Annotated in this window: 13 protein-coding genes; 12 read left to right on the top strand and 1 reads right to left on the bottom strand. The window is 69.8% G+C overall.

Going from position 1 to position 12,738, the window contains the following annotated elements:
* The first annotated feature begins 35 nt into the window (after window positions 1-35).
* A complete protein-coding gene (locus tag AC6CID_RS09535; protein ID WP_498353873.1) occupies window positions 36-965 on the top strand; it encodes a 1-phosphofructokinase family hexose kinase in 930 nt (309 codons plus the stop codon).
* Between the two features lie 31 nt (window positions 966-996).
* On the opposite strand, the gene AC6CID_RS09540 is transcribed toward AC6CID_RS09535, so the two are convergent.
* Window positions 997-1,554: a VOC family protein gene (locus AC6CID_RS09540; RefSeq protein WP_064060299.1), complete on the bottom strand. Its 558-nt coding sequence runs from the start codon at window positions 1,552-1,554 to the stop codon at window positions 997-999.
* A 162-nt stretch (window positions 1,555-1,716) separates the two neighbouring features.
* Between AC6CID_RS09540 and rpe the strand changes: the two genes are divergently transcribed.
* The 11 genes from rpe (at window position 1,717) to gap (ending at window position 12,730) form a co-directional block, all read left to right on the top strand.
* Window positions 1,717-2,400, top strand: coding sequence for a ribulose-phosphate 3-epimerase (rpe, locus tag AC6CID_RS09545; RefSeq protein WP_006551466.1), 684 nt, complete (start codon window positions 1,717-1,719; stop codon window positions 2,398-2,400).
* On the top strand, window positions 2,397-3,497 hold the full coding sequence (ribD, locus tag AC6CID_RS09550; protein WP_230809443.1) for a bifunctional diaminohydroxyphosphoribosylaminopyrimidine deaminase/5-amino-6-(5-phosphoribosylamino)uracil reductase RibD: 1,101 nt from the start codon (window positions 2,397-2,399) through the stop codon (window positions 3,495-3,497). The genes rpe and ribD overlap by 4 nt, the downstream gene beginning before the upstream one ends.
* Entirely contained in the window at window positions 3,482-4,087 is a 606-nt protein-coding gene (locus AC6CID_RS09555) for a riboflavin synthase (protein ID WP_498353874.1), read from the top strand. Before ribD ends, AC6CID_RS09555 begins: the two co-directional genes overlap by 16 nt.
* 74 nt (window positions 4,088-4,161) lie before the next feature.
* Complete coding sequence (locus AC6CID_RS09560; protein WP_006551469.1) at window positions 4,162-5,412, top strand: bifunctional 3,4-dihydroxy-2-butanone-4-phosphate synthase/GTP cyclohydrolase II; 1,251 nt, start codon at window positions 4,162-4,164, stop codon at window positions 5,410-5,412.
* Window positions 5,412-5,894 carry a 6,7-dimethyl-8-ribityllumazine synthase gene (gene ribH, locus AC6CID_RS09565; protein WP_498353875.1) on the top strand — a complete coding sequence of 161 codons (483 nt, stop codon included), beginning with the start codon at window positions 5,412-5,414 and terminating at the stop codon, window positions 5,892-5,894. The genes AC6CID_RS09560 and ribH overlap by 1 nt, the downstream gene beginning before the upstream one ends.
* A complete protein-coding gene (locus AC6CID_RS09570) occupies window positions 5,891-6,391 on the top strand; it encodes a PH domain-containing protein (protein WP_498353876.1) in 501 nt (166 codons plus the stop codon). Before ribH ends, AC6CID_RS09570 begins: the two co-directional genes overlap by 4 nt.
* A 9-nt stretch (window positions 6,392-6,400) precedes the next feature.
* The gene (gene uvrC / locus AC6CID_RS09575; protein WP_219130323.1) at window positions 6,401-8,614 is read left to right on the top strand and encodes an excinuclease ABC subunit UvrC; all 2,214 of its coding nucleotides are present in this window, start codon (window positions 6,401-6,403) and stop codon (window positions 8,612-8,614) included.
* A gap of 23 nt (window positions 8,615-8,637) precedes the next feature.
* Entirely contained in the window at window positions 8,638-9,552 is a 915-nt protein-coding gene (gene rapZ, locus AC6CID_RS09580; protein ID WP_006551473.1) for an RNase adapter RapZ, read from the top strand.
* Window positions 9,549-10,616, top strand: coding sequence for a gluconeogenesis factor YvcK family protein (locus tag AC6CID_RS09585; protein ID WP_041803331.1), 1,068 nt, complete (start codon window positions 9,549-9,551; stop codon window positions 10,614-10,616). Before rapZ ends, AC6CID_RS09585 begins: the two co-directional genes overlap by 4 nt.
* A complete protein-coding gene (gene whiA / locus AC6CID_RS09590; protein ID WP_498353877.1) occupies window positions 10,607-11,590 on the top strand; it encodes a DNA-binding protein WhiA in 984 nt (327 codons plus the stop codon). The genes AC6CID_RS09585 and whiA overlap by 10 nt, the downstream gene beginning before the upstream one ends.
* A gap of 123 nt (window positions 11,591-11,713) precedes the next feature.
* Complete coding sequence (gene gap, locus AC6CID_RS09595) at window positions 11,714-12,730, top strand: type I glyceraldehyde-3-phosphate dehydrogenase (RefSeq protein ID WP_006551476.1); 1,017 nt, start codon at window positions 11,714-11,716, stop codon at window positions 12,728-12,730.
* Window positions 12,731-12,738 lie beyond the last annotated feature (8 nt).

Consider the following 12,738-nt stretch of genomic DNA (forward strand, 5'->3'; position numbering starts at 1 on the left):
CGCGCGGCCGGCCGGGGCCGAATAGGGTTCCGGTCATGCCCGAGATCGTCACCCTGACCATGAACCCGGCACTCGACGTCACGACCTTCACCGACGCGGTGGTGCCCACCCGCAAGCTCCGCTGCGACGAACCGTTCTACGACGCCGGCGGGGGAGGAGTGAACGTCGCGAAGGTCGCGCGCGTGCTCGGTGCCTCGGCCGCCGCCGTCTATCCGGCCGGTGGTGCGCGAGGCGAACAGATGAGCGGTCTGCTCGACGACGACGACGTCGAGGAACACATCGTCCCGATCACCGGGTCCACCCGAGAGTGCTTCACGGCGATCGACCGTCGCAGCGGTCAGGAATACCGTTTCGTCACACCCGGTCCCGAGCTGACGGACGAGGAGCAGGAACGCTGCCTCGCGACACTCGAGAAGGTCGCCGAAGGCGCGAAGTACGTGGTGGCGAGCGGCAGCTTCCCGCCCGGTGTACCCGGCACCTTCGTCCGACGCATCGCGGCGGCGGCGCACGAGGCCGGCGCGCGGTTCGTCCTCGACTCGTCGGGCGATGCGCTGACCAGCATCGATTCGGGTGTCTACCTCGTCAAACCGAGCCTGGACGAGTTGTGCGAGTGGACCGGGCGGGAGCTGGCCACCGACGACGAGCAGATCGCGGCCGCGCGCGAACTCGTCACCTGCGGTGTCACGGAGATCGTGGTCGTCTCGCTCGGCGCAGACGGGGCGATCATGGTGACCGCCGACGAGGCCGTGCGGGTGCCGGCCCTGGCGGCCAAGGTGCGCAGCGCCGTCGGCGCCGGCGACAGCATGGTCGCCGGACTCGTCGTCGGACTGCTGCAGGAACGATCGTTGCGGGACGCGCTTGCTCTCGGGATCGCCTGCGGCACCGCGGCACTGCTCACCGCCGGAAGCCACGTCTGCCACCGCGAGGACATCGATCGTTTCGACGCCCTCGCCCGCCTGGTCTGACGACCCGCGGCGCCGGTCCGGCGACCGCCGGTCACACCGCGCGAGACCGTGGATCCCGCAGGGTACGAACGGCTTCGGTGAGTGTCGAGTGGATGTACCCGAGTTCCGGACTCGCGATGTGCGACCAGTCCGCCGACTCGTCCGCTGCCGCATCGTCCGTCCACGCGGATGTGTCGGCGCCGGGATCGTGCCGCTGGATCCACCAGAGATTGCCGGACGGATCCGAGAACCGGGCGAGGACATCGCCGAAGAAGTCCGTAGGCCGTGTGACGATCGCCGCGCCGTGCTGCGTGGCGCGTTCGAGGACGGCATCGACGTCGTGCACGTGGACCCGTACGAAGGCGGGGGTGAAGGGCCAGTCCGGTTTCCGGTCGGCGACCACGAGCACGGAGTCGCCGACCCGCACCTCCGAGTGGAGGAGGAGCCCGTCGTGGTCGAGGGTGCGCGCTTCGGGCACCTCCTCGGCCTCGAAGACGGCGACGAGGAAGTCGACGAGTTCGGTTGCTCCGTCGGAGATCAGGAAGGTGTCGACGGTGTTCGATCCGTCCGGACGGGGAGGGAGGGATTCGCGGTGATGGAGATCGGTCACGATGATCCTTGGGTTCGTAGGTGACTGCCAGCCTTCCGGGTATTGCGGCCACTTGGTGGCACCAATGCGCCCGAGATCGGAGATTCCGGCCGGGTTCGGCTGCGTGCGGCGCGTGCGACGCAGGTCCGACCCGGTGGAGGGCGCCGACTAGACTCGTCGGTTGTGGCCCACCCGATGATCGCTCCGTCCATCCTGTCCGCGGATTTCGCTCGTCTCGCCGACGAGGCGCAGGCCGTCGCCGGTGCCGACTGGCTCCACGTCGACGTCATGGACGCCCATTTCGTTCCGAACCTGACGCTCGGTCTCCCGGTCGTCGAGTCGCTGTTGAAGGCGACCGACATCCCGCTCGACTGTCACCTGATGATCGAGAACCCCGGTCGATGGGCTCCGCCCTACGCCGAAGCCGGTGCCCACAACGTCACCTTCCACGCGGAGGCGACCGACGACCCGGTCGCCGTGGCCCGCGACATCCGCGCGGCCGGCGGCAAGGCCGGGCTGTCCGTCAAGCCCGGCACCCCCATCGAGCCCTATCTCGGGATCCTGAAGGAGTTCGACACGCTGCTCGTGATGAGTGTCGAGCCGGGCTTCGGTGGTCAGTCCTTCATCCCGGACGTCCTCGACAAGGCCCGTCAGGTGCGTCGCCTGGTCGACTCGGGTGAACTGCGTCTGCTCGTCGAGATCGACGGTGGCATCAACACCGACACCATCGAGGCCGCCGCGGAAGCCGGTGTGGACTGCTTCGTCGCCGGGTCCGCCGTCTACGGCGCCGCCGATCCCGGTGAGGCGGTCCGCAAACTGCGGGCGCAGGCCGGGGCTGCGTCCCCGCACCTGACGCTCGCGCCGTGACCGCACCCGAGATCGCCGAAGCCCTCCAGTTCGCGCTCGACGCCTCGGAGGCCGTGCGGGGCACGACCAGCCCCAACCCGCCTGTCGGAGCGGTGATCCTCGACGCGGACGGCGCGGTGGCAGGTGTCGGGGCCACCGCACCACCCGGCGGTCCACACGCGGAGGTCCGGGCACTCGAGGCCGCGGGCGAACGCGCGCGCGGCGGAACCGCCGTCGTCACCCTCGAACCGTGCAACCACACCGGCCGCACCGGCCCGTGCGCGCAGGCCCTCATCGAGGCGGGGATCGCGACGGTGTACTACTCCGTCGCCGATCCGAATCCCGTCGCCGGGGGCGGCGCCGACACCCTCCGCGCCGCGGGCATCACGGTGCATCCCGGTCTCGGTGCCGAGACCGTCGCCCGCGGCCCGCTGCGGGCATGGCTGCACCGGCAACACACCGGCCGGCCGCACGTGACGTGGAAGTACGCCGCGTCGATGGACGGTCGCAGCGCGGCCGCCGACGGCACGAGCAAGTGGATCTCCGGTCCCGAGTCGCGTGCGCGCGTGCACGACCAGCGCAGCCGGCTCGACGCCATCATCGTCGGAACCGGCACCGTCCTCACCGACGACCCGTGGTTGACCGCCCGTCTGCCCGACGGCGAACTCGCGCCGCACCAGCCGCTGAGGGTCGTTATCGGTATGCGTGAGATCCCCACCTCCGCAAGAGTTCTCGATGACGCGGCGCCGACGCTGGTGTTGCGCACCCACGACATCGGGGAGGTGCTCGACGCGCTCGGCGACCGACCCGACGTGCTGCTCGAAGGCGGCCCCCGGCTCGCGGGCGCCTTCCTCGCAGCGGGCTGCGTCGACCGCATCCAGGCATACCTGGCGCCCGTCGTGCTCGGAGCCGGCGAGGCCGCCGTCGAGGACGCCGGGGTGGGCACGATCTCCGACGCGCTACGGTTCCGCCGGGAACGGGTCGAGACCGTCGGCTCGGACATTCTGTTGACACTCGTCCCGGACCGGGACAACCGACACTCGTCCCGGACCGGGACAACCGAATCGGACCCGGTCGCGGATCGGGAGCTAAGGAGCGGAACATGTTCACCGGCATAGTCGAGGAACTCGGTGAGATCGTCGCGAAGGAGGACCTCGCCGACTCGGCACGCTTCACCGTGCGCGGACCGCTGGTCACCTCCGACGCCGAGCACGGCGATTCGATCGCGGTCAACGGGGTGTGCCTGACGGTCGTCGACGTCCTCGACGGCGGGTCCTTCACCGCCGATGTAATGCAGGAGACGCTGAACCGGTCGTCGCTCGGACAGCTCACGGTCGGCAGCTCCGTCAACCTCGAACGCGCCGCCGCGCTGAACAGTCGCCTCGGCGGCCACCTCGTGCAGGGCCACGTCGACGCCACCGGAGCCGTCGTCTCCCGCACACCCTCGGAGAACTGGACTGTGGTGCGCATCTCGCTCCCGGCCGAAATCTCCCGCTACGTGGTCGAAAAGGGATCGATCACCGTCGACGGTGTCTCGTTGACGGTCTCGGGTCTCGGAGGGGAACGCGGACAGGAGTGGTTCGAGATCTCGCTCATTCCGACCACGCTGTCGCTGACGACGCTCGGCACCGCCGAGCCGGGCACCCTCGTCAACCTCGAGGTCGACGTGATCGCCAAGTACGTGGAGCGCCTGCAGAACGCGCGCTGACGCGTCGTACTGTGGAGATCGACAGTGGACGCGGAGCACGAGTCGTCCGGATACGAGAGTTGGAGTCCAGGGAAGTGACGAGGTTCGACACCATCGAGCGCGCGGTCGCCGACATCGCCGCCGGTAAGGCGGTCGTCGTGGTCGACGACGAAGACCGTGAAAACGAGGGCGACCTCATCTTCGCCGCGGAGAAGGCAACGCCGGAACTCGTGGCGTTCATGGTCCGCTACACGTCCGGGTACCTGTGCGTGCCCCTGGACGGCGAGGACTGCGACCGTCTCGGTCTGCCTCCCATGTACAGCGTCAACCAGGACAAGCACGGCACCGCCTACACGGTCACCGTCGACGCGAGGGAAGGCATCGGCACAGGTATCTCCGCGTCCGACCGCGCCGCCACCATGCGGCTGCTCGCCGACCCGAACTCCACCGCCCAGGACTTCACGCGTCCCGGTCACGTGGTGCCGCTGCGCGCCAAGGAGGGCGGCGTCCTGCGCCGGCCCGGGCACACCGAGGCCGCCGTCGACCTCGCGCGCATGGCCGACCTGCGACCGGCCGGCGTCATCTGCGAGATCGTCTCGCAGAAGGACGAAGGCGAGATGGCGCGCACCGACGAACTGCGGGTCTTCGCCGACGAACACGAACTCGCCCTGATCTCGATCGCGGATCTCATCGCATGGCGCCGCAAGCACGAGAAGCACGTCGTGCGCGTCGCCGAGGCCCGCATCCCCACCCGGCACGGCGACTTCACGGCCGTCGGCTACCAGAGCATCTACGACGACGTCGAACACGTCGCGCTCGTCCGCGGCGACATCGCCGGCCCGGACGGCGACGGCTCCGACGTGCTCGTGCGTGTGCACTCCGAATGCCTGACCGGCGACGTCTTCGGGTCGCTGCGCTGCGACTGCGGTCCGCAGCTCGACGCCGCCCTCGAGATGGTGGCCGAGGAAGGCCGCGGCGTCGTGCTCTACATGCGTGGCCACGAGGGACGCGGCATCGGCCTGATGCACAAGCTGCAGGCTTACCAGCTGCAGGACTCCGGCTCCGATACCGTCGACGCCAACCTGCAACTCGGCCTGCCCGCCGACGCCCGCGACTACGGCATCGGCGCTCAGATCCTCGTCGACCTCGGTATCTCGTCGATGCGGCTGCTGACCAACAACCCGGCCAAGCGCGTCGGTCTCGACGGCTACGGCCTGCAGATCACCGAACGTGTCCCGATGCCGTTGCGCGCGAACCGCGAGAACATCTCGTACCTGCGCACGAAGCGCGATCGCATGGGCCACGACCTGATCGGTCTCGACGAGTTCGACGAGGGAGACGCCTGATGAGCGGCGAAGGCCTGCCCGACCTGCAGCTCGCCGACGCCGCAGGGCTGAGCCTTGCGATCGTCGCCGGCAGCTGGCACACCGAGATCTCCGACGCCCTCATCGCAGGCGCACAGTGTGTCGCCGAGCAGGCGGGTGTCACCGACGTCACCCTCGAGCGGGTCGCCGGAGCGATCGAGCTTCCCGTCGTCGCGCAGCAGCTCGCCCGCACCCACGACGCGGTCGTCGCGCTCGGCGTGGTGATCCGCGGCGGCACACCGCACTTCGAGTACGTGTGCGACGCCGTGACCTACGGCCTCACCCGGATCGCGCTCGACGAGGGCACCCCCGTGGGCAACGGTGTTCTCACCACCGACACCGAACAGCAGGCCCGCGACCGCGCCGGTCTGCCCGGCTCCGCGGAAGACAAGGGCGGCCAGGCCTGCGCGGCCGCGCTCGACACCGCCGTGACCCTGCGGCGGCTGCGGAAGGCGGCGCGTTGACCCGCGACGAGACCGGCTGGGATCTCGAGGTACGCCCGGAGAAGATGCGGCGCTGGGTCGTCGTGGCGGCGGTCGTCGTCATGGCCATCCACATCTTCGCGGCGCTCGTGCTCCGCGGGGGCGGCGACACCGGCGTGCACCTGCGGGTCGTCGACCAGATCGCGATCCTCGCCATCGGTGTCGTGCTCACCGGAGGCGTCCTGCTGTTCACCCGCCCACGGCTGCGGGCGGGTGCCGACGGCGTCTCCGTCCGCAACGTGGTCGCCGAACGACACATCCCGTGGACCGACGTGCGCGGGCTGTTCTTCGACCAGGGCGCCCCCTGGGCCCGCCTCGAACTGCCGTTCGACGAGTACGTGCCCGTCGTCGCCATCCAGGCGCGCGACGGGGAACGCGCCGTGGACGCGCTCGAGCGTTTCCGCGAACTGGAGTCCCGCTACACCGGCGGAGCCGTCAGGCGCCACGACGACGGCGGAGCCGTCAGGGGCGACGACTAGCCTGGACCTGTGCCCGACCCCTCGACATATCGCCCAGCCCCCGGTTCCATTCCCACGGAGCCGGGGGTCTACAAGTTCCGCGACCCGCACGGCCGGGTCGTCTACGTCGGCAAGGCGAAGAATCTCCGGTCCCGCCTGAACTCGTACTTCGCCGACATCGCCTCGCTGCATCCGCGCACCCGTCAGATGGTGACCACCGCGGGCCGGGTCGAGTGGACGGTGGTGCGCACCGAGGTCGAGGCACTCCAACTCGAGTACAACTGGATCAAGGAGTTCGATCCGCGGTTCAACGTCCGCTACCGCGACGACAAGACGTACCCGATGCTCGCGGTCACGTTGAACGAGGAATACCCCCGTCTGTTCGTCTACCGGGGGCCGCGCCGCAAGGGCGTGCGCTATTTCGGTCCCTACTCGCATGCCTGGGCGATCCGCGAGACCCTCGACCTGTTGCTGCGGGTGTTCCCGTCGCGCACGTGCTCGGCCGGGGTCTTCAAGCGGCACGCGCAGATCGGCCGCCCGTGCCTGCTCGGCTACATCGACAAATGCTCCGCGCCGTGTGTCGGACGCGTCTCCGCCGACGAACACCGCCGCATCGTCGAGGACTTCTGCGACTTCCTCGCCGGTCGCACCGACAAACTCGTCCGCGATGTCGAGAAGCGGATGCAGGACGCCGCGGAGGAACTCGACTTCGAGACCGCAGCCCGCCTGCGCGACGATCTCGGGGCACTGCGCAAGGCACTCGAGAAGCAGGCCGTCGTGCTCGGCGACGGTACCGACGCCGACCTCGTGGCGTTCGCCGGCGACGACCTCGAGGTGGCCGTCCAGGTCTTTCACGTGCGCGGCGGTCGCGTGCGGGGTCAACGCGGCTGGGTCGTCGAGAAGTCCGGCGACGTGCTCGACCGTCCCGAGGACCGCGACGTCGAAGGCGTCGAGGCCGCCGAGGGGACCGACGACGCCGAAGAACTCTCGCTGCTCGTCGAACAGTTCCTCACCCAGTTCTACGGCGAGGAGGCCGCGCTCGGCACCGACGACGCGGACGCCACCAGTGCCGTGCCGCGCGAGGTGCTCGTCCCCGCCCTGCCGCCCGACCCGGATGAGATGAGCCGCTGGCTCGGGCGTCTGCGCGGCGGTCCCGTGCGTCTGCGCATCCCGCAGCGCGGCGACAAGAAGGCACTGGCCGACACGGTCGAACGCAACGCCAAGGAAGCACTTGCCCAGCACAAGCTGCGGCGCGCGGGCGACTTCAATGCCCGATCGGCGGCGTTGCAGGGTATCCAGGACGCCCTCGACCTCGACTCGGCGCCGCTGCGTATCGAGTGTGTCGACATCAGCCACGTGCAGGGCACCGACGTCGTCGCATCGCTGGTCGTCTTCGAGGACGGACTGCCCCGCAAGTCCGACTACCGGCACTACGCCATCAAGCACGCCGCGGGCGACGGGCACTCCGACGACGTCGCCTCGATCGCCGAGGTCACCCGCCGGCGTTTCCTCCGCCACAACCGCGACCTCGCCCGACAGGCCGATTCGGACGGATCCGTTCCGGAGGGTGGCGACGGCGGGGACCTCGCGCCCGAAGCAGCACTGGACCCGGCGACGGGCCGTCCGCGCAGGTTCGCCTACCCGCCGAACCTGTTCGTCGTCGACGGTGGTGCGCCGCAGGTCGCGGCCGCGGCCGAGGTCCTCGACGAACTCGGTATCACGGATGTCGCGGTCGTCGGGCTCGCGAAGCGTCTCGAGGAGGTGTGGGTGCCGGGGGAGGAGGACCCGGTGATCCTTCCGCGCACCAGCGAGTCGCTGTACCTGCTGCAGCGTATCCGCGACGAGGCACACCGTTTCGCGATCACCTACCACCGCAGCAAGCGGTCCAAGCGCATGACCGCCTCCGCTCTCGACGGGGTTCGTGGTCTCGGTGACACCCGACGCAAGGCGCTCGTCACCCACTTCGGGTCGGTCGCGCGGCTACGCGAGGCGAGCGTCGAGGAGATCACCGCGGTGCCCGGGATCGGGCAGGCCACGGCGAAAGCCGTCCTCGAGGCGCTGCGGGGCGACGTACCGGCTCCGGCCGAGTCGCCGCAGGACACCGACGCCCCGACCGTCGCGGATGCGAGCGATCCGGCTGCGGCACCTGCGGGTGACCCGACGGCCGCGGATGCGGGCGACACGCCCGTAGGCGATGATGGCTCCGTCGGCGTGTCGGGAGTACGAGCGGAGTCGGAACAGTGACCGAAGTGGGTCGGATCCCGGGGATGGCGGACGGTTCGGAACAGGGGGTCGACGGTGAACGGCCGGCGCAGGCCGAGGTCATCGTCGTCACCGGACTGTCCGGAGCCGGACTGAGTACTGCGGCGACCGCCCTCGAGGATCTCGGGTGGTACGTCGCGGAGAACCTCCCGCCCCAGTTGGTGCTGTCGATGATCGATCTCGCGGTGCAGGCCGAACCTCCGCTGCAACGTCTCGCCGTGGTGATGGACGTGCGCAGCCGGTTGTTCACCGGCGACCTCGAACGCGTCGTCACCGATCTGGCGGCCCGCCCGGTCAACACCCGGGTGCTGTTCCTCGAAGCGGCCGACTCGGTGCTCGTCCGGCGGTTCGAGCAGGTACGCCGCAGTCATCCGCTGCAGTCCGACACGGCCGATCGCACGCTCACCGACGGCATCGCCGTCGAACGCGAGCAGCTCGCTCCCGTGAAGGCCGCGGCCGACCTCGTCATCGACACGTCCGCGCTGTCCGGGCCCGATCTGCGTCGCAAGATCGAGGCGGCCTTCGGCGACGCCACATCCGACACCATCCGGGTGACCGTGGAGTCGTTCGGCTTCAAGTACGGCCTGCCCATGGACTCCGACGTCGTGTGCGACGTGCGGTTCCTGCCGAACCCCCACTGGATCGCCGAATTGCGGCCGCACACCGGGCAGGACGCGGCGGTGCGCGACTATGTACTCTCCCGCGACGGTGCCGAGGACTATCTCGCCACCTATCACCGGCTGCTCGATCTGACGACCGCCGGTTACCGTCGGGAGGGGAAGCGCTACATGACGATTGCAGTGGGCTGCACCGGAGGGAAACACCGGAGCGTGGCGATGGCCGAGGCCCTCGCTGCACGCCTCGAGCAGGCACCGGATCTGACGGTGAACGTGGTGCACCGGGATCTGGGGCGCGAGTGAACGCCGCCGAGACTCCCGACTCCGACAGCACGCCGTACTCCGAGAGCGCTCCGAGCTCCGGGGCGGTGCCCGGCCCCGCGATCACTGCTCTCGGTGGCGGACACGGCCTGTACGCGACGCTCAGTGCCGTCCGGCGCCTCACCGACCGGGTCACCGCCGTGGTGACCGTCGCCGATGACGGAGGGTCCTCGGGACGGCTGCGCGCCGAACTCGGCGTCGTCCCACCCGGCGACCTGCGCATGGCGCTCGCAGCGCTCGCCGGCCGCGACGACGAGGTCCGGGTGTGGACCGAGACCGTCCAACACCGCTTCGGGGGCACGGGCGCCCTCGCCGGGCACTCGGTCGGCAACTTGATCCTCGCCGGGCTCGCCGAGGTCGCGGGCGACACCGTCACCGCCCTCGACATGCTCGCCCGCGTCCTCGACGTGCGCGGCCGTGTGCTGCCCATGTCGCCGATCCCGCTCGACATCGAGGCCGACGTGTCGGGACTCGAATCCGACCCGCGGGTGAGCCGCTGCATCCGGGGGCAGGTCGCGGTGGCGACCACCCCGGGCAAGGTGCGCCGGGTCCGGCTGATTCCCGCCGATCCGCCGGCCTGCCCGCCTGCGCTCGACGCGGTGTGCGAGGCCGATCTCGTGGTGCTCGGCCCGGGATCCTGGTTCTCGAGCGTCATCCCGCACGTGCTCGTCCCGGACCTGCACGAGGCGCTGGTCCACACGACGGCGCTCAAGGTCCTCGTGCTCAACCTCGCGGCGGAACCGGGGGAGACCGCAGGCTTCTCCGCGGAACGCCACCTGCACGTTCTCGCCCAGCACGCCCCCGATTTCCGTGTCGACCACGTCGTCGTGGATGCTGCCTCGGTACCGGAAGGACGCGAGCGCGAGCACCTGAGCCGGTCCGCGGCCCGATTCGGAGCGGACGTCTCGTTCGTCGACGTCGCCGAGACCGGTACGCATCGACACGACCCCGCCAAGTTGGCGGGGGCACTGGAAACATGTCTGTCCTCGCGCGGTGGAGTCCGTGCCACACGCGGGGGTGGGAGGGAGAGCGTCTCGTGGCAATGACAGCGGAGGTCAAGGACGAGCTGAGCAGGTTGTCGGTCACCAGGATCAGCAACCGCAAGGCCGAGGTGTCCGCCCTCCTGCGCTTCGCCGGGGGATTGCACATCGTCGCCGGGCTAGTGGTCGTCGAGGCCGAGGTCGACCTCGGATCGATCGCACGTCGCCTCCGCCGCGAGATCTTCGAGCTCTACAGCTATCCCGCGGAGATTCAGGTGCTCGGCGCGGGTGGTCTGCGCAAGAGCTCCCGGTACATCGTCCGTGTCGGGAAGGACGGTGAGGCGCTGGCCCGCCGCACCGGTCTGCTCGACGGTCGCGGACGACCGGTGCGCGGACTGCCGGCACAGGTGGTCGGCGGCAGCGTCTCCGACTCCGCCGCGGCGTGGCGCGGGGCGTTTCTCGCCCACGGCTCGCTCACCGAACCGGGCCGTTCCTCGGCGCTCGAGGTGAGCTGCCCCGGCCCGGAGGCCGCCCTCGCGCTCGTCGGCGCCGCCCGCCGGCTCGGCGTCACTGCCAAGGCGCGTGAGGTGCGCGGCGCCGACCGGGTGGTGATCCGCGACGGCGAGGCCATCGGCGCGCTGCTCACCCACATGGGCGCGCAGGACACCCGGCTGGTCTGGGAGGAGCGCCGCATGCGCCGGGAGGTGCGGGCGACCGCGAACCGCCTCGCCAACTTCGACGACGCCAATCTGCGCCGGTCCGCACGCGCCGCCGTGGCGGCCGCCGCGCGGGTCGAGCGGGCGCTGGCGATCCTCGGCGCCGACGTGCCCGACCACCTCGCTGCCGCCGGCGCGCTGCGCGTGCAGCACCGTCAGGCGTCCCTCGAGGAGCTCGGCCAGCTCGCCGATCCGCCGATGACCAAGGACGCCGTCGCGGGACGGATCCGCCGCCTGCTGTCGATGGCGGATCGTCGCGCGAAGGAACTCGGGATCCCCGATACGGAGTCGGCCGTCACCGCTGAGTTGCTGGACGAGGCATAGCGGGGCAGGCTTGCAAGGGAGTTCGCGCCACGGCCGGGCGGCTCCCCACAGTACGACCGAACCCCACTAGGGTGAAGGTCACACAAGTACGACCATCGGAATACTGGGCAAAGGAGCTTCATTGTGACTGTCCGCGTAGGCGTGAACGGATTCGGACGCATCGGGCGCAACTTCTTCCGGGCGGTCGAGGCACAGAAGGCACTCGGCACCACCGACATCGAGATCGTTGCCGTCAACGACCTCACCGACAACGACACCCTCGCGACGCTCCTGAAGTACGACTCGATCCTGGGGCGCCTCGACAAGGACGTGCATGTCGAGGGCGACGACATCGTCGTCGGCGATCGGAAGATCAAGGCCCTCTCGATCAAGGAGGGCCCCTCCGCTCTTCCGTGGGGCGACCTCGGTGTCGACGTCGTCGTCGAGTCCACCGGCATCTTCACCAACGCCGCCAAGGCGAAGGGGCACATCGACGCCGGCGCCAAGAAGGTCATCATCTCGGCGCCTGCCACCGACGAGGACATCACCATCGTCATGGGCGTCAACCACGACAAGTACGACGGCACGCAGAACATCATCTCCAACGCCTCGTGCACCACGAACTGCCTCGGCCCCCTCGCCAAGGTGCTGAACGACGAGTTCGGCATCGAGAAGGGCCTGATGACCACGATCCACGCGTACACCCAGGACCAGAACCTGCAGGATGGACCGCACAAGGATCTGCGTCGCGCCCGCGCTGCCGCCCTGAACATCGTCCCCACCGGCACAGGCGCCGCCAAGGCCATCGGCCTCGTGCTCCCCGAGCTGCTCGGTAAGCTCGACGGCTACGCGCTGCGCGTCCCGGTCCCGACCGGCTCGGTCACCGACCTCACCGCGACCCTCACCAAGAAGGCCACCGCCGATGAGGTCAACGCCGCACTGAAGGCTGCCGCGGAGGGTCCGCTGAAGGGCATCCTGAAGTACAACACCGATCCGATCGTGTCCTCGGACATCGTCACCGACCCGCACTCGTCGATCTTCGACGCGCCTCTGACCAAGGTCATCGACGAGCAGGTCAAGGTCGTCTCGTGGTACGACAACGAGTGGGGCTACTCGAATCGTCTTGCCGACCTCGTCGGTCTCGTCGGCAAGTCTCTTTGAAACTCGTA

It is taken from the genome of Rhodococcus sp. GQ147 (assembly GCF_059759155.1).